We start from the raw sequence: 26,772 nt of genomic DNA, 5'->3' as shown, positions 1-26,772 counted from the left end.
TAGAACAGAATGAATCAAAAAAAGATTGAATACAAAAGCTAATGAAGGCTTCCTGTAGTATCTGACTTCCAAGTGTATGCACATTCGTATTCAGCATCGATCCAGAATGAGAACAGGAGTGATCATAATGACCTCTACCCCGGCAACACGTTTGCATAAAGATAAGTCCAAGCAGTGGCATGATGTATTAAGCGAGCTATACGATAAATTTCAACAGCATGGGCAACGTGCAGTGGATACCTTCGATGAGGAGGATGTGCATCAGGCAAGGGTCAATTGTCGTAAGCTGATGACCTTGCTGCGCATTCTAGATCCGAATGATACAACAGAGCTGCTGCCGCTATTCACAAAAGCTCAGAAGCGTCTTGGCAAAGTGCGTGACGAGGATGTGCTGATCGATGCCTTCAAGGATCGCCGCAAGCAGGCAAAGAAGCTAGACCAGGATCAGCTAGCCAAATTGTTGAAAGTGGTTATCGAGGAGCAAAAGGAGCATCGTCGTCTGTACCGGAAAAAGCTCGTGAGTAAGCTGCCCAAATTGCAGGGCAAAAAGTTGCAAAAGAAATGGGAGCCATTTTTGGAGCAGCAATTATCGGAGCTCGTCGCGACATCAGATGTCAATCGTCTCATGCGCGAGCTGGAAATCTCCTATGAGCAGAAGAAAAAGCATTATCGTCAGATTGCCAAGGAGCAGGGCTTGGAAGCAGACGACACACTGACTGCGCTGCATAAGGTTCGCATTGCGGCCAAGGAGCTACGCTACACCGCAGAAGCGGCAGGCTTTGCGCTCAATGCTAAATTCCGTGAGCATGAGCAGGTGTACAAAGGGATTCAGAAGGAGCTTGGTCATATTAACGACCGCCATGTCTGGATTGAAGCGCTGGAGGAGCTGGAGCCCAAGCGAGTCAAGTTCGATGCGGATGTACGCGATGAACTGATCGGCGAGCTGCGCCGGGAGATGAGTGAAGCCATTCATGAAAATGAGCGCGTGATTTAGATCAAGCTCAAATGCGGGTAATATGTAGATACTGACATTTCAGTCATACTAGACATCATTCCACCAAAAGGAGCGATTTTCATGTCCAAGCATAAAAATTGGGTTCTAGCAGCAGGCGATTCGATCCGTTTAAAGGATATTGATCCAAAGGACACGGGCAAGTATAAAAACAAAGCGGATGCAGAGCAGGAAAAAACCGAGCTATCTGCCGTATTTGAGGATTTGCAGCCCAAGCTATTTGCCAGTAAAAAGAAAGCCGTGCTATTCGTCTTTCAGGGCATGGATTGCAGCGGTAAGGATGGCGTGATCAATAAGGTGTTTAGCATCTCTAATCCTGCGGGTGTGCACACGTATAGCTTCAAGGCACCGACACAGGAGGAGCTTAGTCACGACTATCTATGGCGTGCGCACCAGCATGTTCCCTCCTATGGCTATATCGCTACCTTTAACCGTTCGTATTATGAAGATGTGCTGATCACCCGTGTACATGGACAGGTAAGTGATGAGCAGGCACATGCGCGCTTTCGTCAGATCAATGATTTTGAGCGTATGCTGGAAGAGAATGATGTTCATATCGTAAAAATATTCCTGCATATCTCCAAGCGCTTCCAGCTCGAAAAGTTAATCGATCGTATCGAAAAGCCGCATAAAAACTGGAAGTTCGATGAGAGCGACCTGCATGAACGTCAATACTGGGATCAATATCAGAAGTGCTATGAGGATATGTTCAAGCATTGCGCAACAGAGAAACACCCATGGCATATTGTACCAGCTGATCATCGCTGGTATCGCGATCTGGCTGTACTACAGATTGTCACCGAGACATTGGAGGAGCTGGGACTGTCCTATCCAGATCCAATGCCAGAACTGAAGGAGCACTTGCCTGATATGTATGCGGAGCTGGAGAAGTTGAAGAAAAAGTGATATCCATTATAGTTATGATAGTGATAGTAGACGGTGCCTTGCTGGTGCCGTCTTTTCTATTGCACAACGAGAACAGGTCAAGCTACAATCTTCAGACAGACAGACAGACAGACAGACAGACAGACAGACAGACAGACAGACAGACAGACAGACAGACAAGACCACCTGCCATCTATCAGATATCGTAATCTACATGCTCACTAGCTCGAAAGGAGCTAATGTCCATGCAGCAATCGATAATAGATTGCACAGGTGGTCTTCCTTGTATTGAGGTACAGTCATTTACGTAAAAGCGATTTATTTAGCGGATACTTTATACGTAGCACGTTCTGTTGTCAGATGTACGTGCTCATCATTGATTTCATCAATGCGCAAATCGTTCGTAATGATCTCATACGTATCGCCAGGTACAGGTACGCTTTCGCCTTCAGCATTTTGCGTACGACCTTCACCGCGAAGAAGCAGTGCGCTCTCCAAGTAATCATCAATCTCATTATCCTGACTGCGCTCATCTACACCGGATAGTACAAAGTGAACGATATCGGTATCGTCCAGCTCCTGCTTTTCAATCACGAGCGTCGTACCGGTATAACGATTCAGCCATTCTTGCAATTGCTTAATATCATTTTGTTCCGTCATTGTGATCAGTCCTTTGTTATAAAGTAATGGCATATCATCGAGCTGGACGAGTCCATATAAAACACAGCATGTAATTCGCCCTCTAGCCATCTTTTACCCGATCACTTGCTTTCATAATCGGGTGCCGATTGTACTTCTAGTTATCCATATCCATTTGTGGGTCTTTTACCGCATTTACAGTTGCGGTTTACTCGTTCATAATTTTGTATGCAAGCCAGATTAGTTCGGGAACGCTAGAATGACGTTTAAACGCACAACGTACACCAGCCTCGTCCCGTTAGTATGGCTTTTTTGCCTGTTTTCCCCAGATCGATGCTTATGCGATGAACTGCGATGGAAGGCGCGGTAACTGGGGAGTTGTGGAAGAGAGTCCGGATTACGGATAAGCTGGATGATAGACTTGGTGCTTTAAGCATATTGTCTTTTGGCAAAACTGCGGCTTCCTACGCATTTATGCTAGAAGGTGATTCAGCGATGAATCGTTGCGGTATATTCGATTGACTTCGATATTCTTCCCGATAGGATTGCACGTACCTTGCCCCATGGCATGCTGACATAGGCACGGAACAGGAGCATTACTTCTTTAAGCCATAGAAGTCCACAATCACTGCTCATATACACAGATGGAGCATCTCCAGGTAACTGGAGGATAGGAGGAGTATGGATGAATAGCAATCATGGTGGGAATGTCCATCAGCGTGCGTACCACATCGTGGCGCTACATATGATGGAATGGAACCCGATGAAGTTACGGGAATGGTGTTTGCCTCACGAATATAATATTGAAATTGAACATATTATCAATGTATTGCCGCATGTCCATTCCTCAGATGAGCTGGGCCAGCAGCTATATTGGATTATGCAAAAATATTTCGGTGCCTATGCGAAGTGTACAGATCGTGAATGCTACGATGTAGCTGAGCGGATGTATGCTGATCTACAGGCAGTACCTGAAAAGGCGCGTCCGCTCGCATCTTTTCAAGTGTGTGATGATCGCATCATATTTGGCATCCGAGAAGGCAGCTTGTATCGCCGTTTCGACAGATCGGATTGAACAACATAATGTATAGCAGTAGAACGATGCAGTCCTGGAGGGGCTGCATTTTTTGCTATGTTTGGTGAGGGAGTGCGAAAATGCGCTGGTTCAATTTTGAAGGCTCGAATGATGGATGCTTGAGGAAAAAAGCTGGTGTTTTGCTTTGAGCATTTGCAAGCGTGATTGTAACGGTTCAGTTGGAATATTTACTTGGGAGCAAAGATGACTAAAGATGACCAAAATATGACTAAATATGATCAAAGGAGTTAATGTTGGGCGACTTGCTCCGACCACTCCAGCCAGAGAACATGCCAACGACCTCCGGTTAAGCCGGGATACCTGGAATGGGGGAAAGATGTCGTATCCCGGCTTAAAGGTCGGTCTTTTGGCATTGTTCTCTGGCTTGCGTTCTGTGGGTGGATGGAATGGAGCGGTGTTTTAAAATCTTGGTGTGTATGTGTATGTGTATGTGTATGTGTATGTGTATGTGTATGTGTATGTTTCTTGAGGATTAGTATTTACAGTATATTTCAAGAAATTTCTCAATATTTCTTCCTCACCTAACGCTTATCGTTCGGCTATAGTAAGCCCTCTACTGAGATAGCAACCAGCAATAGAGTCATAAGCTCGCTAGTCTGCTTACATTTTGGTTATGATTTTCGGCATATTGCTGAAAAGTTCGGAAAATGACGATTCATAGTGTGTTTGCAAAGAATGAGTCATTAAAGTTCGTGAAATTACATAATAAGATCTAATTTATTATTTATACATTCGTGTTTTTATTATAAAAACGAACATTAATTTATTTTAACTATTGACCATTCGTGTATTATTCGTTAATATACGATATGTAGCTCGCTGTTCAACAGTGTGAGCGGTACGCTATTCCGACGATAAGCGTACATTAAACAATACAAATTACGTTAATATTCGTATATCCTCGAAAATAAGGTTCGGGGGTCTCTACAAGGAACCGCAAATTCCTGGCTACGGATAGGGTGCTTTGGCATACCTGTTCGCTGGCCGGGGATTTTTTTGTTGTCTTGTCGATCAAGGTTCTGTTTTGTCATGCCCGAACGGGCCGTTTTGGAGCATGATGGACGTATAGAGGCTGTTGATCACTCGCAATTATTGCCGCCAGTAAGCAGAAGCATGCAACTAAAATGAATGAATACAGGTGGGGGATACGATACCATGAATAAGTATGATTGCATCGTTGTAGGAGCAGGACCAGCAGGGATTTTCGCTTGTTATGAGCTGACGCGCATTGCGCCAGATTGGAAAGTACTGCTCATTGATAAAGGGCATAACATTTACAATCGGAATTGTCCGATCATGCAGGAAAAGATTCAGTTTTGTCCACCGCCAGCAGGGAAAAAGGACTTTGCAGGCTGCTTGCCAGCATGTTCCGTAACCGCAGGTTTTGGTGGAGCAGGTGCCTACAGTGATGGCAAATTCAATATTACGACAGAGTTTGGCGGCTGGTTGACCGATTATTTGCCAGGCTCACGTGTTGAGGATCTGATTCGTTATGTGGATAGTATCAATCTGGAGCATGGGGCGACAGAAAGTATTACCGATCCAACAACCGATGTGATCCGTGATATCGAGCAGCGTGGGTATGCGTCCGGGCTGAAACTGTTGCGCGCAGAGGTTCGCCATCTGGGAACCGAGCAAAATCTGGAGATTCTCAAATCGATCTATGAATACCTGAACACTCGCATTGATATGGTGTACAAAGCCGAGGTTGAAGATATTATTACTGTCAAAGAAGACGGCAAGCATCGTATTACAGGCATCGTAACGAAAAAGGGCGATACCTACGAAGCCGATCAGGTAATGATTGCACCGGGTCGCGATGGCTCCGCATGGTTGACTGAAATTTTGAAAAAGCGTCGTCTGAAAATGTACAACAATCAGGTTGACGTTGGGGTACGTGTAGAAACATCCGATGTGGTGATGCAGGAAATCAACAAGCATCTGTATGAAGGCAAATTTATTTTCAATACATCCGTTGGTACGCGTGTGCGTACATTCTGTAGTAATCCATCCGGTCACGTAGTCGTTGAAAATCATAGTGGTGTGATGGCGGCAAATGGTCACTCTTTTAAAGACCCGGCGCTCGGCTCACGCAATACGAACTTTGCCTTGCTCGTATCCCATAAATTCACCGAGCCATTTGATAAGCCGAACGAATATGCACGTGAAATCTGCCGTCGTGCCAATGATCTATCCAGTGGCGGTGTCATCGTACAGAAATTTGGCGATATTTTACGTGGACGTCGTTCGACGACAGAGCGCATCAAGGAAGGCTTTTTGGAGCCAACACTCAAGGAAGCTGTACCGGGTGACCTTGGACTCGTGCTGCCATACAATACGATGAAAAGTCTGGTGGAGATGGTGCACGCACTGGAAGGCGTAACACCAGGTATCGCATCAGAGCATACGTTATTTTATGGTGTAGAAGCGAAGTTCTATTCCGCTCGTCCGAAGCTGAACGAGAATCTGGAAACGGAGATCGGTGGCTTGTACTGTGGTGGTGATGGCGCAGGCGTAACGCGTGGTCTGGCTCAAGCTGGCGCTGCTGGCGTATGGATTGCACGCAGTATGCATACTCGTGCAGGAAGCGGCAGCCGTGTACCGGCAACTGTAGTATAAATTCACCTTCTGCCAATCCTAAGTATTCCATTTATATCGTAACTGTATAACTGCGCTATCGAACCGACTTTTCTTTAATGAAAAGTCGGTTTTTCGTTATCCGCTTTCTGTAGCAAGGATCGTGTATAATCAAACCAGGTGTAAAAGTTGACACTGGATTCATCTATCCCCTATAGTTGCATTAAAACTTACTTTTCGTAAGCTTTTTTAGCAACGAGCAACGAGCAATAGTTGAACGAATGTAAGATTGCAGCTTACCGCGTAAGCTGGTGGCGTAAGCAAGATGACTCGACGATTGGAGAGGGCACGCTATGAAAATGATTATTTTCGGAGCTACGGGCAAGACAGGCCGTGAGCTGCTATTACAGGGACTGGAGCAGGGGCATGAGGTTACCGCTTTTGTACGAAATCCAGATAAGCTAAATATGGAGCATCCATCCTTGCATATCGTGCAGGGGGAGGCGACAAGCTATGATGATGTGAATGCAGCGCTGGCAGAGAAGCACTATGATGCGGTCTTTTCCGCGCTCGGTGCCAAAAGCCCATTTCAGCGTGATCTCCGTCTGGTAGAGGCTGTGCGCCATATTACTCGCGCCGCCGCCGAGCAGCAGGTAGGAAAGCTGGTGCATATTTCCTTTGTGGGAACGAGAGAGGATGCGGGCAAGCTGGGGCTGCTATATCGCTGGGTCACTCCATTGCTAATGAGGAACTTGCTTGCCGATCATCGGGATAAAGAGCAGATCGTATCCTCTGGTGCAGCGAACTGGGTGATCGTGCAACCGCCAATATTAACCAGCGGTGAGCGTACAGGTAGCTATTATTACGAAACGACTATTCGTCAGCTTCCTTCCAGTAAACTCAAAATGTCCAGAGCGAATCTGGCGCAGTTCATGCTCAAGCAAGCACAACAATCCGAGCACGATCGCAAAGCGGTTATGGTGAGTGAGTAAGCAGGGCTGAATCGAAAGCGCTGGAAGCATAGCCATCGCTATGGGGATGAAGTCGAATGGATCAGAATTGATCTGGTGGATGAACTCAACGCTGGTTATCCGTTGACTCCTATGTGAAAGTATAGATTTGCTTTAATGCAAAGCCGATCAAATGAGATTATAATGTACATTTTTGAAGCACCAACAACGATGGGTCACATTTATATAAGTAAAAGCAAAAAATAAAAGCCGCTTGTTCTCCAACGGACGTCTTCTGTTTTAACCTACAGCTTTGAGGTGTACAGATTGCAGTCTTTAATGGAGGACAGCGGCTTTTTTGTACAGTTATGCGGGCCCTTCAAGCCATTCAAACATACGTGCAATCGCCTGCTTGTGTACTTCTTCTGGCATATGATGTCCGTAATGCTCATACCAGTGTACGGCAAATGGCTTGTGCAGCTCTTCCAGCCGTTCGCGCATCAGCTTGCCGTGACCGGGATCAACCTGCATATCCTGCTCACCATGAATAATTAGCACAGGGCAGGAGAGCTGTGGAGCCAGTGCGACTGGTGATCTTGCTTCATACCGCTCTGGATATTTTCCGGTAGAACCGCCGATTACGCGCTTGAGCATACGACGTAGATCGATACGCTCCTCATATGTGAGTGCCAGATCAGCTACACCGCCCCACAATACCAGTCGGTAAACTCCGTTATCTGTCTCCCCATTGCCTGTATCCTGTTGCTGCCATGTTGCCGCCGCCAGTGTGGCATTGACGGAACCGCGCGAGAAGCCCATTAGACTGATGCGAGTCTCATCTACAAAGGAGAGTGTGCTGAGCCAATCCAATGCAGACGTGACATCTTGCGCATCTGCTCCTCCAAATTGATCCCAGCCCTCGCCGCCTTCTGCGCCACGATAGCAGGGCGCAAAGACAAGCTGACCGTGCTGGGCGAAGCGTTCTAGCCATGTAGCGCGTACACTACCGACTCGTCCAATCCCGCCTCTACAATATACAAATACAGATAAACGTTGCTCGCGTACATCCTCATGCGGATGATACAGTGGACAGGCAATCTGCTCCACTTCCAGATCCGTTCTATCATAAAATTGTTGTAATGAAAGCTGGAGTGCTTCCTGATCCACATTCATACCGTATGGCAAAGCCAGATAGCCCTTCACCTTGTACGTATCTGATATATAACTGACACGATAAATCATGTCCTCATCTCCTATCCTGCCGAAGCACATGCTGTCTCTGGTATTATTCCATACATAAACCTCCTCGTCGACCGCCAAACGGTAAGCAGTGGTTTTACAGAATACTCCTCTATACCAAATGGTATGCGCTTCATAAATGTGTTATACATACTTCTGTTGTACATGCTTCTCTTATAGATGAGAGACTCTGTTTAACAGAGTGAAATAGCTTGACGCTCGACATGATTCTAGTTCGACATGCTTGCGACCAATCGCTACAATGAAGTCATTACTAGATTCAGCAATAAATTCAGTAATCGATTCATATGAATGGCTATAGATAAGGGATACACCGATAGATTGGGAGTATATAGTTTAGTACGATGAGGATTTCTCATACTGATTTTCAAGCTATCGTATCTAATAAATAATATATATTTCAAATGTATAGCGTATAAGGAGGAACGAGATGAAGCAGACGCGCTGGCAGATGGATCCACTTGGGGATGCAGCGGTTATTATTGAATTTGGACATGAGATCGGGCTTGACGTACTCGCGAATGTACAGCGGGCATTACGTGCGCTGGAGCAGGAGCCTGTCACTGGAATTATAGAATATGTACCTTCCTACACAACGCTGGCTGTGTATTATGATATGGAAGCGTGGGCAGATCACAGACAGCCATCGATTCCTCCGTACGAAGCGATCTGTATGTATTTGGAGCGTCGTTTGTCTGCTGTATTTCAGTCGTCGTCAGATTCGCAACAGTTGCAGCAGTCCATCACTCGTATTCCAGTATGCTATGGAGGCGAATATGGCCCTGATCTGGATGAGGTGGCGTCCTATCATGGAATATCTGCTGCTGATGTCATACAGATACATAGTGGGGCACTGTATACGATCTATGCGCTGGGGTTTGCACCGGGTTTTCCATATCTGGGTGGAATGTCGGAGTCCATTGAAGTACCACGGCGCGATACTCCGCGTCTTCGCATACCAGCCGGCTCGGTTGGTATTGCAGGGAAGCAGACGGGAATTTATCCGCTGGATACACCGGGAGGCTGGCAGCTGATTGGGCGAACGCCGCTGCGTTTATTCCGACCAGAGCAGCATCCACCGGTGCTGTTGGAGAGCGGTGGACAGGTGCAGTTTTATCCGATAACGCCTGCTGAATATGAGCAGTGGCGAGAGCAATAACAAGAGCAGGATCGATATTAAGAACGAAACCACAGCGAGAGCACTAACGAGCTTACACGTAAAATCAAAGCCAACGTCACAACAAGCTTACAGGCGCAATGACAAGCACCATCACAATAAGCTTATAAGTGAAATCACAAGCAAGATCACAACAAGATTACAATCAAGATCAAAAGCATAGCCGTAAGCATCATAGTATGAATGTACAAGTACATTCCTCTTTAGCGTCAAACCGAACGGTTAATTGGAAGCAAGCCAGAAGGGAGAACAGAAATGAGCATACAGATCGAAAAGCCGGGCATGCTAACGACTGTGCAGGATGAAGGTCGACAAGGCTATGCCCGCTACGGTATTAGCACCAATGGAGCAATGGATGGACTCGCTCATACGCTGGCGAACTGGCTCGTTGGTAATGATGCAGCAGAGGCCACTCTGGAGGTCACATGGTCTGGATTGTCAGCTCATGTGCTGGAAAATAGCTGGATTGCAGTGACAGGCGGCAATCTGGAGCCTTGGCTGGATGATCAGCCGTTGCCGATGTGGAGACCCGTGTATGTACAGAAGGGGAGTCGGATTTCGTTTCGCAAAGTGATCACTGGCTGTCGTGCTTATATCGCTATTGCAGGTGGCTGGCAGATGGAATCGGTGTTAGGGAGCTACAGTACATATTTGCGCGCAGGTATTGGCGGCTGGGCAGGCCGAGCTTTGCAGCAAGGCGATGTGCTGTATAGTCGTTTCGAGCATGCTATAAATGCGACAGAACTGGAGCAGATTAGTGAAGAGGCTACCGATTCTGCACTTGAACCTATAGATGCTATCGTAGAAGATTGGACTGATGCTCCGTCTGACCAGTCCAATATAGCTGCAAACACAGGCAAGGAGGATAGGACGAATGCGACGTCTTCTTTGCCAGCTTCATCTCGTAATACGTTTGAAAATAGCGTGGTTGCTTCAGAAACTACTACTCTACCCAGCCCTGTACGCTGGCGGGTCAGTTCTCATATATTGCCTCATTATAGTGATGAGGTGACGATTCGGATTGTTGCAGGCAGGCAATGGGAGGATTTTGAACAATCGTCTCAACAGCTGTTCCTTGAGCAGGCATATCGGGTCACTCCGCAATCGGATCGTATGGGTTATCGTTTAGCTGGCGAGCCGCTTCAATTGAAGCAGTCTACGTCTTATCTGTCCGAAGCGGTGACGCATGGGACGATACAGGTTCCTGTTGATGGACAGCCTATTATTTTAATGGCTGATCGGCAAACGCTGGGCGGCTATGCCAAAATCGCTCATGTGATCCGCATGGATCTGCCTTTACTGGCACAGCTTGCCCCGGGAGCAACCGTACGCTTTCGACGGATCGAGCTAGATGAGGCACAACGAATATATGTGGAATGGACACACGAGCTAAAGCTGCTACGTCGAATGATTCAGCTACGCCTTTCAGCACTCGGTTTACGTGCTCAGAAGAATGGATAAAGGAAAGCGTAGTATCGTATGGGTAGTTCTTCTATGGAAAGTTCCTCTATGAATAGCTGTACGGACAATACGTACACGGACGACTGGTATATTGATAAATGCAAAAGGGTTACATGAACTGATATCAAGCTGCTCATATTAAGTTACTGATATCAAGCTGCTCATATTAAGTTACTGATATAAAGCTACTGGTGTGAAGATGCTAGTCTGCATCTACTAGCTAGTTATTTCAAATATAGGATAGTCAAAAGAGCGAAGGGATGTGAATCGGGCGATGCGCTCAATTGATCTGAATTGTGATATGGGAGAGGGCTTTGGTATATATGAGCTAGGACATGATGAACAGCTACTGGCAGAGGTAACCTCGGCTAACATTGCCTGTGGCTTTCATGCAGGTGATCCTTCTGTAATGCGTAGGACGGTGCAGTCTGCACTTCGGCATGGTGTAGCGATTGGAGCCCATCCGGGCTTTGCTGATCTGGCGGGATTTGGGCGGCGGCAGATGCAGCTATCGGTACAGGAGGTACGCGATCTGATCACGTATCAGATTGGTGCGCTTCAGGCTTTTGTCCATCAGGAAGGAGGCAGACTGCATCATGTGAAGCCGCATGGAGCATTGTACAATATGGCGGCTGTATCCTTACCACTGGCAGAGGCGATTGCTGGAGCGATTGCGGATTTGGATTCGTCTCTCATTTTATATGGATTGTCGGGAAGCCAGCTTATTGAAGCAGGACGTGCGGCAGGCTTGACGGTGGCAAGTGAAGTTTTTGCCGACCGTACGTATCAGGCAGACGGCACACTAACACCACGAACACATCAGAATGCGATGCTACACGATGCGAGTCAAGCCGCTGAGCAAATTATGAATATGCTTCATACTCGTACCGTCCGTGCAATTGACGGTACAGTTGTACCTATTGAGGCAGCTACCGTCTGTATCCATGGCGATGGTGCTAGAGCGGTAGATTTTGCACGTGAGCTTAAAAAATGTCTATTGGCTGAAGGAATCGCACTGAATACCATTTGAGACAGAGACAGAGACAGAGACAGAGACAGAGACAGAGACAGAGACAGAGACAGAGACAGAGACAGAGACAGAGACAGAGACATCGTGGCGCGAGTCGTTGCTTGCTACCCAGCAGTTCAGAACTGGATGGAGTAGCAGCACGATGCGTACACATCCATATCTCTACCCCAGCATTGCAATATAATGGAGGTCATGTATTGATTACCGAATTACAAACGGAACGTCTAATTGTACGACAGATTAAGGTAGCCGATGCGCCTGAGTTGTTTCGGATTTGGTCTGATCCTGTCGTTACGCAATATATGAATATCAGTCCTTTTCAGACGGAAGGTCAGGCACTCGAAATGATTGAGCTATTGCAGGAGCTCGCTCAGGAGGATAAGGCGGTTCGCTTCTCGATCATTCATAAAGAAACGAATACGATTATCGGCTCCTGTGGCTACAATTTTTTGGATGATGAGCAAGGAAAAGCTGAGATCGGCTATGATCTGGCACAGACCTACTGGGGAAAAGGCTATGCATCCGAAGCGATTGGCTTATTAGTGGACTATGCTTTTTCCTCATTACAATTCAATCGTATCGAAGCCAAAGTAATGCCTGAAAATAGGAGCTCGATCAAGCTGCTGCAAAGGCTTCACTTTACCTGTGAAGGTGTGCTTCAAGAATACGAGGAAACAGATGGGCAGCGTATCGATCTGCATATGTATTCAAGATTGAAGTGGGGTCTGACGTCGGATTAATCCATCCATAAGCAGGGTAGCTAGTAATGGTCATACGCGGCTGAAGAATTACAATTACGTATACCAGCGGTCGACAGAATAGAATGATTGGCTGGAGCGTTGTGTATTTTGAGCTATCTATACGTTACCATAAGCCGCTGCTGATACAGAGTGGCTTATTCGCGTACGAGTTTTGGTTGTTCTACACATCTATTTAAAAAGCAGATGGAAAGCAGAAGATTTACACCTGAGCGTTTGAGGGTAACGAGAGGGAGTCATTTTTTTGCCGTTTTCAAGTGCAAATAATTGAGTATTCGACAGGACTAGCATTACCCTATAATAACGTTACATCACGAAATGAAAGGGTATACAAAATGAGCAACTACAAATTGGATTACCATATTGCACCGACTTCGGGATTTATGAATGATCCGAATGGACTGGTGCAATTCAAAGGGAAATATCATGTGTTTTATCAATGGCTGGATCGGTTGCAGGCGCAAGGACCTAAGAGCTGGGGACATGTCGCTTCCAGCGATCTGGTGCACTGGGAAAGCTATGAATGTGCGATGCACCCGGATCAATGGTACGACAAGGATGGCTGCTATTCCGGTAGTGCGATTGTACACGAGGATACATTGTACCTTTTTTATACCGGTAATGTACGGACAGAATCCGGTGGTCGTGAAACGTATCAATGTCTGGCGACATCTACAGATGGAGAACAATTTACGAAGCATGGCCCTATCATTCATTTACCGGAGGGGTATACGGCGCATTTTCGTGATCCAAAGGTTTGGAAGGAACCGGTTTCGCAGCAATGGTGGATGGTGATCGGTGCTCAGACACAGGAGCTGACAGGGAATGTAGCGCTCTATCGATCAGAGGATTTATGGAATTGGACGTATCAGGGCAATATGCTATCTTCGGATCGCAACTGGGGCTATATGTGCGAATGTCCGGATCTCGTGACAGTGGCAGAGCAGCAGTATATGATTGTCAGCCGTCAGGAAAAGATTGAACGCGATGGTCGGCAGATGGATCAGTGCATTCCATATTATTTTGCCGGGCAGATGCAATCAGATGGTCAATTCCATCTGTATTCCGGACAGGAGCAACAGCTCGATGAAGGCTGGGATTATTATGCGCCACAGTCGTTTGTCGATGAACAGGGAAGAGTGCTTTCATTTGCCTGGATGGGCGGTGGAGAGATCGACTACCAGATGTCTCAGCCTACTGTAGAGGATGGCTGGCTACATGCGTTAACGATTCCACGTGAGCTGGTTGCTGCACCTAACGGAATGAAGCAGCGTCCAGTTGTCGAACTACAACAGCTACGTCAGCAGGAGCGCTCGTATGAGGTAGTATTAACAGACGAGCACGAGGTGAGCGAGGTTACATGTGCTGTCTCGTCTCATGTACAGGAAATACTGCTGGAATTTGACGATGCGCGGCATTGGGAGCTGTTGCTGCTGGACGGCGTACAGTTACATTATGTCGATGAGAGCAAGTCAATCGTCTTGAAGCGGCTGAACTGGTGGACAGGCGAGTGGGATGAACGTGTTCTTATTGTGCCAGAGGGAGTACAGCGACTGCACGTATTTATAGATCGTTCATCGGTAGAGCTATTTATTAATGATGGTGAAAAAACAGCCACGATGCGCGTATTTTTTAAGACGACAGCGGATACGATTCGTTTGTCCGGCTGTGCCAATGTGAAAGGCAAGGTATGGGAGTTATCGAAGGGGGAATTGTAAGTGTCCAAGGATCAACAATATCAACAAATTGCCAGCGAGATTGTAGAGGCGCTTGGTGGCGATGACAATATCATTTCGGTTGCGCATTGTGCCACAAGGCTGCGCGTTATTGTTAAAGATCGTGAGATTATTAACGATTCACAAGTAACGGATATTGATCTGGTCAAGGGTTCTTTCTTTACCTCAGGTCAGTACCAGGTCATTCTTGGAACCGGTATCGTTAACAAAGTATACGAAGAAGTGCTTGCGCTCGGATTGTCAGGGAGCAGCAAGAGTGAGCAGGCAGAAGCTGCATCCAAATACGGCGATAACTGGTTCAAGCGTATGATTCGGATATTTGGCGATGTGTTTGTGCCGATTATTCCAGTGCTCGTCGCAACTGGCTTGTTCATGGGTGTACGTGGTCTGATTATGCAGGAGCAGGTGCTTGCTCTGTTCGGAGCTACACCGGAGACGGTATCGCCGGACTTTATACTGCTCACTCAGATTTTAACGGATACGGCATTTGCTTTTTTACCTGTGCTGGTGTGCTGGTCGGCTGTCAAAAACTTTGGCGGTTCGCCCGTACTGGGGATTATTCTCGGATTAATGCTCGTGCATCCGTCTTTGCCTGTGTCATGGGATGTTGCTCAGCATAAGGCAGATCCACTATACTTTTTTGGCTTTATCAAAGTGGCTGGTTATCAAGGCTCGGTATTGCCTGCCTTTATCGCAGGTCTATGTCTGGCGAAGATCGAGAAATGGCTACGCAAGCGTGTACCGAATGCACTTGATCTCATTTTGACACCGTTTCTGACTTTGCTCATTATGGTTGTGCTATCACTAATGGTGATCGGACCGATCTTCCATCAGGTGGAAATCTGGCTACTCGCAGCGGTTAATTTCCTATTGGGATTACCAGGTGGGCTCGGTGGATTGATCTATGGCGGCATTAACCAGATTATTGTTGTCACCGGGGTGCATCATGCACTTAATCTGATTGAAATTCAAATGCTGGCTGAGACAGGCTGGAATACCGTTAATCCGATCAGTTCCGCATCGATTATCGCTCAAGCAGGCGCAGCGCTAGCGGTAGCTGTCAAAACAAGCTCGCCTAAAACGAAGTCGCTTGCTTATCCTTCGGCAGTATCAGCGATGCTGGGTATTACAGAGCCGGCTATTTTCGGGGTCAATCTGCGGTTTGTGAAGCCGTTCATTATGGGTCTGATTGGTGGCGCAGTTGGTGGCTTCCTGTCCTCGCTATTCGGTCTCAAAGCAACCGGTATGTCAATTACCGCAATACCAGGTACATTACTGTATATGAATAATCAACTTCCATGGTATTTGCTGGTCAATGTGATCTCTATGGCAACGGCGTTCCTGCTCACTTATTTCTTTGGCTATTCGGACAAAATGAAGGAAGCGTTAGAATCGAAAAAGAGCTAATATACAACGGATATAGGAGTAGAGTATGAATACAATACAGATTGAAGCACTTGTTAAGCAGATGACACGGCTGGAAAAGATCGGGCAGATGACTCAGATTACAACAAGCTTTTTCAATGTGGATGGAGCCAAAGCGACAGGCACAGCTTCCCGTATGAAAGATGTTGAACAGCATAAATGGATCGTTGGCTCGGTGCTGGGCAAGCTGGATGCCGCAAGCATGCTACGCATCCAGCGCGACTATTTGCAGCATAATCGCTTGGGCATTCCGCTGTTATTCATGACTGATGTGGTGCATGGCTACAAAACGATTTTCCCGGTGCCACTGGCATTATCCTGTAGCTGGAATCCAGAGGTGCTACGGCGTACGGCTCGTGTATCAGCGGTGGAAGCTGCGGCGGCAGGTTTTCAGGTCACCTTTTCACCGATGGTCGATCTGGTACGCGATCCGCGCTGGGGAAGAGTGATGGAAAGCTTTGGTGAGGATCGACTGCTGCTCGGACAATTCGGGGCAGCAATGGTAGAGGGCTACCAAACGGACGATCTTCAGCAACCCGATACACTTGCTGCATGTGTGAAGCATTTTGCTGGCTATGGTGCAGCAGAGGGCGGCAAGGATTACAATACGGTCGATCTGTCGCCACTTTCGCTGTATAACGACTATTTGCCTGCTTATCATGCGGCACTTCAAGCAGGCGCACGCTTAATGATGGCAGCGTTTAATACGCTAAATGGTGTGCCAGCTACAGCGAATACATGGCTATTACAGGATATTCTGCGCAAGCAATGGGGCTTTGATGGCACCGTTATTTCCGATTGGGGTGCGGTCAAAGAGCTCATTCCGCATGGTGTAGCTGCTGGTTCGGAGGATGCAGCACGTCTGTCGCTACAAGCTGGAATCGAGATTGAAATGATGACGACCGCCTACATTGAAGCATTACCAGAGCTATGCGAGCAGCATCCTGAATTGGAGCAAAAGCTGGACGAAGCAGTCACCCATATTTTACAGCTCAAGCAGGAGTTGGGCTTGTTCGACGATCCATACCGTGGCGTGTCGGAGGCGAGAGAGCAGGAAATGCTTCTACATCCAAGCCACCGTCAGGCAGCCCGCGAAGCAGCGGTACAATCGATGGTACTGTTGAAAAATCAAAATGCATTACCGCTAAACCCGAATCACAGGCTGGCGCTAATCGGCCCCTTTGCCGACAATCAGCATCTGCTCGGCCCATGGTCAGTTGATGGTGATCCGAACCATACGGTTACTGTGCTGGAAGGACTTAATCAGCAAGGAGTACATGTGCAATCGCTATCCACAGATGACAATCGTATCGACGAGGATGTGCTGCATCAGGCGATCGAGCTAATTCAGCAATCCGATACTGTCCTGCTTGCCCTCGGAGAAAGAGAAGAATGGTCAGGCGAAGCCGGTTCACGTGCCAGTATTGGATTGCCACTGGATCAGCTCAAGCTACTTCGTATAGCTGCCGCTGCTGGTAAGCCTGTCATTGTCGTTATGTTCGCAGGGCGACCGATTGAGCTAGCAGAGGTTGCCCACCATGCCGATGCTATATTAATGGCATGGTTTCCCGGCACGGAAGGTGGACATGCGATTGCAGATATTCTAACAGGTCGTTCTAATCCGAGTGGGCGTCTGACGATGAGCTTCCCCTATCATAGTGGACAGATTCCAGTACATTACAATCATCTGAACACTGGTCGTCCAGCACATCTGTTAACGCAGGAGAAGCGTTATAAGACGCAGTATCTGGATGTTCCTAACGAATCGCTATACCCATTTGGATACGGATTGGGATATTCGGAATTTGCATATGGAGATATTGATGCAGACACATGCGAGCTTTCGATCGATCGTCCGCTACAGGTGAGCATACCTATTACTAACAATGGAGAGTATACGGGCTGTGAAACGGTGCAGGTATACATTCATGATCGTGTGGCTGAGATCGCTCGGCCGGTAAGAGAGCTGATCGCTTACCAACAAATCGAATTGAAGCCTGGCGAGAAGGCTAGAGTTGAATATACGATCAGCGCAGAGATGCTCGGTTACTATCATACCGATCTTCAGTACCGTGCTGATCCCGGTGAATTTGAGCTGATTATCGGCCCGGATAGCCGTCGTGGCGCCTCCGTCATGATTCGACTCGTATAATTCGCAATCCAATTACAATGAAAATAACGCCTTCTTATTCACCAGCCATCCCTCTCCAGTGCTATAATCAACATAGTATGGGGAGGGATGGTTTTGCGCGCAAGAGAGATTATTATACTGCGTATGCTTTTACAAAAAGAATATGTGCTTCCAGCAGAATTCACGAATAGATTGGCGATCAGCCTGCGTACAGTACGGATGGATATCCGTTCCTTAAACGAATACTATAAATCGGTTGTTAAGCAGCCGGGCGACACGCTAATCCGATCCTCACCAATACGTGGATATTATATTCACTCATCCGATCAAGCAGAGGCACGCTATTGCTTGGAGCAGCTAATTCAGGATGCGCGTACTAAAAGCTATCCGGAAACTGCTAATGAACGTTTTTTATTTTTACTGCTGCATCTGTCCTTCTTGGATCAGCCTACTGCGACCCGTGATCTAGCTGAAATTATGTATGCTTCCAAAACATCAGTCACCCAAAGTCTCAAAGAAATTGCTCACTATCTGACTGGCTTTGATCAGATTCAATTGCAAACCTCTCTCAAAGGTATCGAATTGGTCGGTTCGGAGCGAATGAAGCGTCATGTGATCACAGCTACTTTGAATTATTATACATTCGGCTCCATTCTGATGGACAAGGCGCTGCGCTTTATTTTCGGCGAATCCTATGCACAGCTGTACACATGGCTGCAAGGTTATTTGCCTCAGCTGCTGGAGCGTTATCAGTACGACCTGATCGATAAGTCGGTGGAAGGCTTTTTACTCGATATCTTTATTACAATCAAACGAGAGGAAAAAGGCTATACATTAGAATCCGAACCGGAACAGACGGACATCGCTGTCTGGACAAAGGAGCTTATGCAGGCGCTTGCTGACCAGCAGGTTGAGCTGTCATCTAGCGGCGCTATCTTTTTGCAGGAATGTCGATCGGCGAAGCGTGTAATTTATCAGGAGCGGATGTCACAGCCTGTAGCCACAGACAGTGTACAGTTTACCCAGCGATTTTTGCAGCTCGTGGATCATCATTACGGTACTGCTTATACAACAGATGTAGCATTATGTACCCGATTGTCTATTCATAATGAAAGCATGCTGCATCGAATCCGGCAGGGTCATTTTGAGCATAATCCGATTCTGGAGCAGGTAAAAAATAATTATCCCCTGCAGATGGAAATGGCAGCATTATGCACCAGATTATTATCGGAAAATGAGTCATTCTCGCTCAGTGAGCATGAGATCAGCTATATTGCCCTGTACTTTGCTTCATTCACCCGTCAGACGAAGAAAGCAATCCTGATCTGTGATCTCGGTGAAAGTGTAGCGCATCATATGATGGGACAGATTTACCAAGCCTGTGGGGAGCAGCTAGAGATTACGAAGCGAATTTCATTATCACATTTACGGCAGCAGGTGCCGGAAACAGATATGATCATCACGGTATCACGTATATTCGATGTACAGCTACCGGAGCATATACAGGTCGTTTATGTGAATTATATATTGAATGATGAGGATATACGGCGCATTCAGCAGTTGCTGTAATTCGTCCATAGGATGCCTCTATGTTGTAAATCGTTATAAACAGTCACTCTCTATCAAAGGGTGGCTTTTTGTTGTCGAGAATGAACGTATTGGAAGATGTAGCTTCATTTATAAAAGCTCAGGGCGTGAATATGCTATATTACTATAATCGAATACACAACATATACAACGAGATCGATCATACCTCATCTCGAACCGCACCAAACAGAAAAGAGGACTACCGATGCCAGAACATATAGATTCCGCAACAAACGAGCAGTCTAAGTTTGAAACACTGCAAACGCCACACCAGTATATATATACCTATGCCTGTCATGAAGATGAGCAAGAGCTATGCTCCTTGGAGCTTCGTCGTTTATTGAACGCAAGTCCTGTATCGGATTATGTGCGTAGCTCCGTATGTATATCTCCGTCACGCAGCCCATTTATTCATCAGCGACTTGATATTTGGCTTACAGCGAATACGCTGGAGGAGCTGGAGCAACGGGTGCGTGAACTGCACATAGCAGAATGGAGCGTACAGGAAGGTATAGAACATGAAACGAAATTGACCGTAGAATCATCTGCACAACAATCACAGTCATTCTCAGCATCTGCGATGACTTTCAAGCTACTCTGTCTCAATGGCGATGAGCCATTGACATATGAGGACAAACGTAGCCTTGAGCGACGTATCGGTATGAATGTGCGTGCCAGAGCACAGATGAAGCAGCCGCAGGTATGGCTTGGCATGATATACGCAGATGGACAATGGCTACTCGGACAGCTATGGCAGGGCGAATCGGTGTGGCTTCAGCATAATGATAAGCCGCGTCATTATTCGACTGCGCTCAGTACGCGTGTAGCTCGCGCCGTTGTTAATATCGCTATGCCACAAATCGAAGGACATACATTGCTTGATCCATGCTGTGGCATCGGTACTGTGCTCGTTGAAGCGTTATCGATGGGAATTAATGTTACAGGCTCTGATCTGAATCCGCTGGCTGTGCAGGGTGCGCGTGAGAATTTATTATTTTATGGGATGCCCGATGTGGTGAGCATTGCGAATCTGACTGAATTAAAAGGAAGCTATGATGCCGTTATTCTCGATCTGCCCTACAATCTATGCTCCGTGCTCGAGGAGGATGAGCGGTTACACATGCTGCAAGCGACGGGTAGATTGGCACCTCTTCAAGTCATTATTTCGACAGAGCCACTGGAAGCCTCGCTCGATGCAGCAGGGCTACAGCTACGCGAGGTTTGTCATATTCGCAAAGGGCATTTTACGAGGTATGTATGGCTTTGCCACACTCGCTTGGATGGAAGTGGGACAGAATGATATGCCACTAACTATGCCTTTATTCCGAAAACGATGGGAATAATTGCATATTAAATTAGGACTATTCGCCATCTATCCGCTATCTATATGGAGTATATGTAGGACGTTTTGCAGTTTTATTCGACCAGCGGATAAAAAATCTGTTCACTTAGTGTGAAATTTAGTAACATAGAGTTAGCCGGTACATTCCGAGACTATTACAGTGAGGTGCAAGTGCATGAAGTTTAGCGAATTTACTTATCAGCGCCCCAATATGGATGAGCTGAAAACAAATTTTGATTTGCTGCTGAACCGCTTTAAGGAAGCATCTAGCTTTGCAGAGCAGGATGAAGCAATGGCGGATATTAACAAGCTAATCAATACGTTTTCCACGCAAACTCAGATCGTATCGGTGCGTCACTCAATCAATACAGAGGATGCCTTTTATAAGGCTGAGCAGGAATTTATGGATGAGATCGGCCCGGTATTTCAGGAGTACATAGATAGCTATTACAAAGCACTTGTACATTCTGCTTTCCGCAGCGAGCTGGAACAGAAGTGGGGTAATCAGCTGTTCAACTCTGCTGAACTGACACTGAAAACATTCCATCCTGACATTATCGCTGATCTACAACAGGAAAATAAGCTGACTACCGCTTACGGACAATTGATCGCTTCAGCGAAAATTCCGTTTGAAGGCGAAGAGCGTACATTAACGCAGCTTGGACCTTTTGAGCAATCGAAGGATCGTTCCATGCGCCAGCGTGCAGGTGAAGCACGTTATGGCTTCTTTGCGGAAAATAGCGAAGAGCTGGATCGCATCTACGATGAGCTGGTGAAAGTACGCACGACGATCGCACGCAAGCTGGGATATAACACATTTACCGAGCTGGCGTATGCGCGTATGAATCGTACCGATTATGGCCCAGAGCAGGTAGCGGCTTTCCGTAAACAGGTACAGGAATATATCGTGCCTGCTGCTGCACGCTTGAAGGAGCGTCAGCGTCAACGCCTTGGTCTGGATCGTCTGGCGTATTTTGATCAATCGTTTAGCTTTGAGAGCGGGAACCCGACACCGAAGGGTGATGCGGACTTTATTATTAATAACGGTGCGAAAATGTACTCGGAGCTGTCTCCGGAGATCGATGCCTTTTACCGGATGATGCAGGAAAATGAACTGATGGATCTGCTCAGTAAAAAAGGCAAAATGGGTGGTGGCTACTGTACCTTCCTGAATGATTATCAGAGCCCATTCATCTTCGCTAACTTTAACGGTACATCGGGCGATATCGATGTATTGACCCATGAAATGGGACATGCTTTCCAGGTGTATGAAAGCCGTCACTTTGAAGTGCCGGAATACATCTGGCCAACCTATGAAGCAGCTGAAATTCACTCGATGAGCATGGAATTCTTCACATGGCCGTGGATGGAGCTGTTCTTCAAGGAAGATACCGATAAGTACAAATTCGATCACCTGTCCGGTGCGCTGAACTTTATTCCTTACGGTGTAGCGGTTGATGAATTCCAGCATGTCATTTATGACAATCCAGAATTCACACCAGCAGAGCGTAAAGCGGCATGGAAAGCGATCGAAGAGAAGTATCTGCCATTCTGGGATCAGAGCGATAACCCATTCCTGGCAGCAGGCGGTTACTGGCAAAAGCAAGGACATATCTATGAAGCGCCTTTCTATTATATCGACTACACGCTGGCTCAAATCTGCGCGTTCCAGTTCTGGAAAAAGATGCATCAGGATCAAAAGGCTGCGTGGGCAGACTATGTGAACCTGTGTAAGCAGGGTGGAAGCAAGTCCTTTACCGGACTTGTTGAAGTAGCGGGTCTGATCTCTCCATTCCAGGAAGGCTGCGTCGCTTCGGTTATCGATGATATCGAAGCCTGGCTGAACGGAATCGACGATAGCAAGCTGTAATAAAACGAGCACAGGCTCATTGCTACTCATTTGCCATACAACAGGCAAACGATGAAGCGATGAGCCTGTTTGTTTTGCGGAAAGACGGAGGTGTATAATGTGGTTCATACCGCAGTCGAAACGAAGGACAGGAGCGTGCGCAGATGTCATTATTAGCATGGAAGCCCAAGCAAGTCATTATTCCTGATGAGCTTAAAGCGTATTTGCCAGTATATGAAGCAGGAGAAGCGATTCATACATATATAGAGCGAGCATTTGATCATAATGGACAGCGAAATACATGGCTGCATAGTCGGGCAGTAGCAGAGCAGGCACAGCGTCTGGCTCGCCAGTATGGAGCAAATGAAGAACTGGCAATACTGGCAGGCTGGCTGCATGATCTATCGACCGTTATACCGGATGCGGAAAAGTGGACACTTGCCTGTCAGTATGGTCTTGCTACAGTGGAGGCAGAGCGTCAGGTGCCATTTTTGCTGCATCAACGATTGTCGGCATGGATTGCTCAGTATGTACTGGGCTATGAGCAGTGGGAGCTATTACATGCGATTGAATGCCATACTACCCTGCGTGGTGATCTGGAGCTACTAGATAAGCTGTTATTCGTGGCGGATAAGCTGTCATGGGCAGATTCCGATGCAGCGCCTTATATCGCTGCGATGCGCAAGGCAGCAGAGGTGTCATTGGAGCAGGCGATTCATGTCTATATCGAAGCGATGCTCGGTGAGCCGAGCAAGCTAACCGTTATTCATCCATGGCTGGAAGCGGCGCGACGTACACTGGCAGCAGAAGAGTATTGGCGCTCACTGCCTGCCTTAGCTGCGCCGATCCACTGGGGACCCGTCACAGCCCGTTTTCAGCCGCGCAGGGTATTACGCCCGGATCAGCAGGCGTTTGTTAGCAATGTGTCGATTGTCCCGATGGTAGGCGATCAACTGGTGATGATTCGTTTAACCGATGGTCGCTGGGAATTACCAGGCGGTACGCTGGAACCAGAGGAGGCATCGATGGATGGACTGCGACGAGAGGTAGCGGAGGAGATGGGAGGAACGTTGCTGGACTATCATCTGTTTGGCTGCTTTGCATGCGAATCTTCTGCACTGACTGCCTATCGACCGCATATTCCGCATCCGTATTTTATCCGCATGGCTGGCTATGGACAGGTGAAGCTTGATGGAAAGCCGCTGAATCCAGCGGATGGGGAGCAGATTGAGACGGTGGATATCGTAACAATCGAACAAGCCGAGCAACGCTTTCGCAGTACCGGACGCGATGACCTGGCAGACTTTTATCGGATGGGCTATTATGCATGGCAACAATCGCAGTCAGGCGAAGCGTTCACTGACACGGAGGAGACGGGATTATTATATAGTAGGAGCGAGAATGAATGATGATTCGTGCGGCTAAGCTGAGCGACGTAGCCGGCATTGTTGCTGTTCATGTGCAGAGCTGGCAGACGACCTATAGCGGACTACTGGATGAAGCCTATTTACAGCAGCTTTCGATAGTGCAGCGCGAGCAGGCATGGACAGAACGTCTGCGTGACGCTAAGACCGAGCATGATGTGATAGTGCTAGAAAATGAACAGCGACGTATCGTTGGCTTTATTAGTGGAGGCATGAACCGTGAATCAAGTCTTCCTGCTGCGCAATATGACGGTGAAGTGTATGCCTTATATTTGCTCGCTCATGTACAGGCTCAAGGCTGGGGCAGACGGTTACTGGATCAAATGCTTCAATACCTGTATCAAAGCGGCTATACATCCGCAATAGTATGGGTGCTCAACGGTAATCCAGCACTACAATTTTACAAGCATACAGGGGCTATACCTGTGCAGGAGAAAACGATCCGCATCGGCGGTAAGGTATGTCGTGAAACTGCACTTGTCTGGGAAAGCTTGCATGATGTGCTGGTAGAGCGAGGAGTGATGGAACGACAATGAGGCAAAAGCGCAAAAGAATAGAGACACCCCAATGGGTATCGGTCTGGCAGTATGTTACGGCAGGCGTACTGCTTGCTTATACCGCTTTGCTATTATACTGGATGTTCTGGGGCTTCGGACGCTCAGCACCGAATGCAGATACGCCTTATCGCTACAATATCATACCGCTGCATACAATTGTTGAATTTGCCACGATGCGTGTGGGTAGTAGGCTGGATCAGTGGATTAATTTGCTTGGAAATATAGCGGTATTTGTTCCATTTGGTGTGCTGATTCCGATGGTGCTAAGGGTGCGGTTTTGGATGTTTACCTGTGGGTTTGCGAGTTGGATTCTGCTGCTGGAGCTAATGCAGCTGGCTACTCGGCGTGGAACTTTTGATGTGGATGATATTTTGCTTAATATATTGGGAGCATGTGGGGGTTATGCGCTATTCATGCTGATGATTCGCTGGCGTCGAGCGAAGTGAGGGTGTTAGTAGGAGAGCTAACTGTAGGGTAGCTGGGGAATACTAAGATAGTGGTACATAGAAAACAGGACGTTCACGCCTCGAACGTCCTGTTTTGGTATTCATATCTGTGAGTTATACTTTGCCACAGAGCACAGAGCACAGAGCACAGAGCACAGAGCACAGAGCACAGAGCACAGAGCACAGAGCACAGAGCACAGAGCACAGAGCACAGAGCACAGAGCACAGAGCCACAGAATAAAGTCATATAGGAAGAGAGAAATATAGATTAGGTTGAGGGCATTGCTAATAGATGCTGCTCTTAGCGACTTATGCCAGAGTTTGTGTAACCGTGCCACTTCCATTTTGCACATGAACCTTCGCTAACGCGCCATTAATCATTGTAATCTGTGGTGGAATATGTCCGATATCGACACCATACACGACTGGGATATTTAGCTCGTCAAATACCATATGCAGCGCGTCGATCAGTTCAAACTCCTGTAGTGGCTCATAGCCAGCAGGTCTACCGATCAGCACCGCATGCGTATGCTGGAACCAGCCAGCTTGCCTCATTTGCCACAGATGTCGATAAATCGCACCTGCATTCAATTCACAGCTTTCTAAATACCAGATCATTCCGTCCTGTTCACCGTATTGCTGGATAAAATCAGTCACTCGTGCCCATGGTGTGCCGACCAATGCAGCCAGCACATCCAGACATCCGCCTATTAATCGACCGGAGACAGTCAGCTCCTCATCGGATTGTTGCTCATGACCAAGCCAGTCCCAGCGCGTTGGTGCATCAAGCGTGAAGCCAGCACGGCTGTAATCGGCTGTCGATTGATACATCGCCGAGGATGATTGCTCGATCGACTGTCCACTGGCGGCAGTGAGCAGATCATGCCAGCGTGAAGTCGTTTCGTCTTTGGATTGTGCAATATCCACGCCGCTTGGTCCGTGCGCACTTCCATATCCCGTTTGTAAGGTATACGCAAATGTCAGTGTGCTAATATCGGAAAAGCCAAGAATCCATTTTGGCGGTAGGTGACGGATGCGTTCCCAGTTCAGGAGTGGCAAAAGCTCCATCAGGAATTCACCACCCCATGGAGGGATGATCGCTTTGATCTCTTCATCCAATAGATAGCGCTCCAGCTCCGCTGCCCGTTCAGCCTTTGGTAAGCTGACACATTTATAATTTGTCCACATGCTATCGCCGATCACTGGCTCATATCCCAGCTCAGTCAGATAATCACGCATACGGTAGACGAGCTGATGCAGATCGGCGCGAACTCCACTTGAGGGTGCCGTCAGAGCAATTCGATCGCCGGGCTGAAGTGGTGCAGGAAAAGTGATGGCAGATGGATACGGTACACGCTGTACAGGATGTGATGATATAGATGTAGCATCGTTTGGATTAAAGCTGGAAGATGTGCTCATCGAATTCCTCC

Annotated in this window: 21 protein-coding genes and 1 riboswitch; of the genes, 18 read left to right on the top strand and 3 right to left on the bottom strand. The window is 47.4% G+C overall.

Annotated elements, in window-relative coordinates; all coding sequences use genetic code 11:
- Nucleotides 1-127: 127 nt before the first annotated feature.
- The gene (locus tag SK066_RS13195) at nt 128-994 is read left to right on the top strand and encodes a CHAD domain-containing protein (protein ID WP_320541847.1); all 867 of its coding nucleotides are present in this window, start codon (nt 128-130) and stop codon (nt 992-994) included.
- Nucleotides 995-1,075: 81 nt separating this feature from the next.
- Nucleotides 1,076-1,918 carry a PPK2 family polyphosphate kinase gene (locus tag SK066_RS13190; RefSeq protein WP_320541846.1) on the top strand — a complete coding sequence of 281 codons (843 nt, stop codon included), beginning with the start codon at nt 1,076-1,078 and terminating at the stop codon, nt 1,916-1,918.
- A gap of 297 nt (nt 1,919-2,215) precedes the next feature.
- On the opposite strand, the gene SK066_RS13185 is transcribed toward SK066_RS13190, so the two are convergent.
- A complete protein-coding gene (locus SK066_RS13185) occupies nt 2,216-2,557 on the bottom strand; it encodes a protein YmzB (RefSeq protein ID WP_250343239.1) in 342 nt (113 codons plus the stop codon).
- Nucleotides 2,558-3,221: 664 nt separating this feature from the next.
- Here SK066_RS13185 and SK066_RS13180 point away from each other — a divergent pair.
- The 3 genes from SK066_RS13180 to SK066_RS13170 all read left to right on the top strand — a co-directional run bounded on the left by SK066_RS13180 (nt 3,222) and on the right by SK066_RS13170 (nt 7,201).
- Entirely contained in the window at nt 3,222-3,611 is a 390-nt protein-coding gene (locus tag SK066_RS13180; protein ID WP_320541845.1) for a hypothetical protein, read from the top strand.
- Nucleotides 3,612-4,503: 892 nt separating this feature from the next.
- Nucleotides 4,504-4,603, top strand: a riboswitch (purine riboswitch).
- Between the two features lie 184 nt (nt 4,604-4,787).
- The gene (locus SK066_RS13175) at nt 4,788-6,251 is read left to right on the top strand and encodes an NAD(P)/FAD-dependent oxidoreductase (RefSeq protein WP_320541844.1); all 1,464 of its coding nucleotides are present in this window, start codon (nt 4,788-4,790) and stop codon (nt 6,249-6,251) included.
- Between the two features lie 311 nt (nt 6,252-6,562).
- Complete coding sequence (locus SK066_RS13170) at nt 6,563-7,201, top strand: NAD(P)-dependent oxidoreductase (RefSeq protein WP_320541843.1); 639 nt, start codon at nt 6,563-6,565, stop codon at nt 7,199-7,201.
- Between the two features lie 324 nt (nt 7,202-7,525).
- Here SK066_RS13170 and SK066_RS13165 read toward each other — a convergent pair whose 3' ends face one another.
- The gene (locus SK066_RS13165; RefSeq protein WP_320541842.1) at nt 7,526-8,401 is read right to left on the bottom strand and encodes an alpha/beta hydrolase family protein; all 876 of its coding nucleotides are present in this window, start codon (nt 8,399-8,401) and stop codon (nt 7,526-7,528) included.
- A gap of 448 nt (nt 8,402-8,849) precedes the next feature.
- Between SK066_RS13165 and pxpB the strand changes: the two genes are divergently transcribed.
- The 13 genes from pxpB (at nt 8,850) to SK066_RS13100 (ending at nt 25,342) form a co-directional block, all read left to right on the top strand.
- Nucleotides 8,850-9,578 carry a 5-oxoprolinase subunit PxpB gene (gene pxpB, locus SK066_RS13160; RefSeq protein WP_320541841.1) on the top strand — a complete coding sequence of 243 codons (729 nt, stop codon included), beginning with the start codon at nt 8,850-8,852 and terminating at the stop codon, nt 9,576-9,578.
- Between the two features lie 273 nt (nt 9,579-9,851).
- Nucleotides 9,852-11,057: a 5-oxoprolinase subunit C family protein gene (locus SK066_RS13155; protein ID WP_320541840.1), complete on the top strand. Its 1,206-nt coding sequence runs from the start codon at nt 9,852-9,854 to the stop codon at nt 11,055-11,057.
- A gap of 274 nt (nt 11,058-11,331) precedes the next feature.
- Nucleotides 11,332-12,087: a LamB/YcsF family protein gene (locus SK066_RS13150; RefSeq protein WP_320541839.1), complete on the top strand. Its 756-nt coding sequence runs from the start codon at nt 11,332-11,334 to the stop codon at nt 12,085-12,087.
- Nucleotides 12,088-12,284: 197 nt separating this feature from the next.
- On the top strand, nt 12,285-12,827 hold the full coding sequence (locus tag SK066_RS13145; RefSeq protein ID WP_320541838.1) for a GNAT family N-acetyltransferase: 543 nt from the start codon (nt 12,285-12,287) through the stop codon (nt 12,825-12,827).
- A 353-nt stretch (nt 12,828-13,180) separates the two neighbouring features.
- Nucleotides 13,181-14,563, top strand: a complete 1,383-nt coding sequence (locus SK066_RS13140; protein WP_320541837.1) for a glycoside hydrolase family 32 protein — start codon at nt 13,181-13,183, stop codon at nt 14,561-14,563.
- Nucleotides 14,564-15,988: a sucrose-specific PTS transporter subunit IIBC gene (locus tag SK066_RS13135; RefSeq protein ID WP_320541836.1), complete on the top strand. Its 1,425-nt coding sequence runs from the start codon at nt 14,564-14,566 to the stop codon at nt 15,986-15,988. It abuts the gene before it with no gap.
- A 25-nt stretch (nt 15,989-16,013) separates the two neighbouring features.
- The gene (locus tag SK066_RS13130) at nt 16,014-18,158 is read left to right on the top strand and encodes a glycoside hydrolase family 3 N-terminal domain-containing protein (protein ID WP_320541835.1); all 2,145 of its coding nucleotides are present in this window, start codon (nt 16,014-16,016) and stop codon (nt 18,156-18,158) included.
- 93 nt (nt 18,159-18,251) lie between these two features.
- Nucleotides 18,252-19,706, top strand: a complete 1,455-nt coding sequence (locus SK066_RS13125; protein ID WP_320541834.1) for a BglG family transcription antiterminator — start codon at nt 18,252-18,254, stop codon at nt 19,704-19,706.
- Nucleotides 19,707-19,929: 223 nt separating this feature from the next.
- Nucleotides 19,930-21,024 carry a TRM11 family SAM-dependent methyltransferase gene (locus tag SK066_RS13120; protein WP_320541833.1) on the top strand — a complete coding sequence of 365 codons (1,095 nt, stop codon included), beginning with the start codon at nt 19,930-19,932 and terminating at the stop codon, nt 21,022-21,024.
- Nucleotides 21,025-21,241: 217 nt separating this feature from the next.
- Entirely contained in the window at nt 21,242-22,936 is a 1,695-nt protein-coding gene (locus tag SK066_RS13115) for a M3 family oligoendopeptidase (RefSeq protein WP_320541832.1), read from the top strand.
- 143 nt (nt 22,937-23,079) lie between these two features.
- Entirely contained in the window at nt 23,080-24,324 is a 1,245-nt protein-coding gene (gene yqeK, locus SK066_RS13110) for a bis(5'-nucleosyl)-tetraphosphatase (symmetrical) YqeK (protein ID WP_320541831.1), read from the top strand.
- On the top strand, nt 24,321-24,875 hold the full coding sequence (locus SK066_RS13105; RefSeq protein WP_320541830.1) for a GNAT family N-acetyltransferase: 555 nt from the start codon (nt 24,321-24,323) through the stop codon (nt 24,873-24,875). Before yqeK ends, SK066_RS13105 begins: the two co-directional genes overlap by 4 nt.
- Nucleotides 24,872-25,342, top strand: a complete 471-nt coding sequence (locus SK066_RS13100; RefSeq protein ID WP_320541829.1) for a VanZ family protein — start codon at nt 24,872-24,874, stop codon at nt 25,340-25,342. Before SK066_RS13105 ends, SK066_RS13100 begins: the two co-directional genes overlap by 4 nt.
- Before the next feature lie 309 nt (nt 25,343-25,651).
- Here SK066_RS13100 and SK066_RS13095 read toward each other — a convergent pair whose 3' ends face one another.
- Complete coding sequence (locus SK066_RS13095) at nt 25,652-26,761, bottom strand: S66 family peptidase (RefSeq protein ID WP_320541828.1); 1,110 nt, start codon at nt 26,759-26,761, stop codon at nt 25,652-25,654.
- Nucleotides 26,762-26,772 lie beyond the last annotated feature (11 nt).

It is taken from the genome of Paenibacillus hunanensis (genome assembly GCF_034055775.1).
GTDB classification, from domain to species: Bacteria; Bacillota; Bacilli; order Paenibacillales; family Paenibacillaceae; genus Saccharibacillus; species Saccharibacillus hunanensis.
Note: the sequence above shows the minus strand (reverse complement) of the source record. Positions and strands in the feature narration are given on the sequence as shown.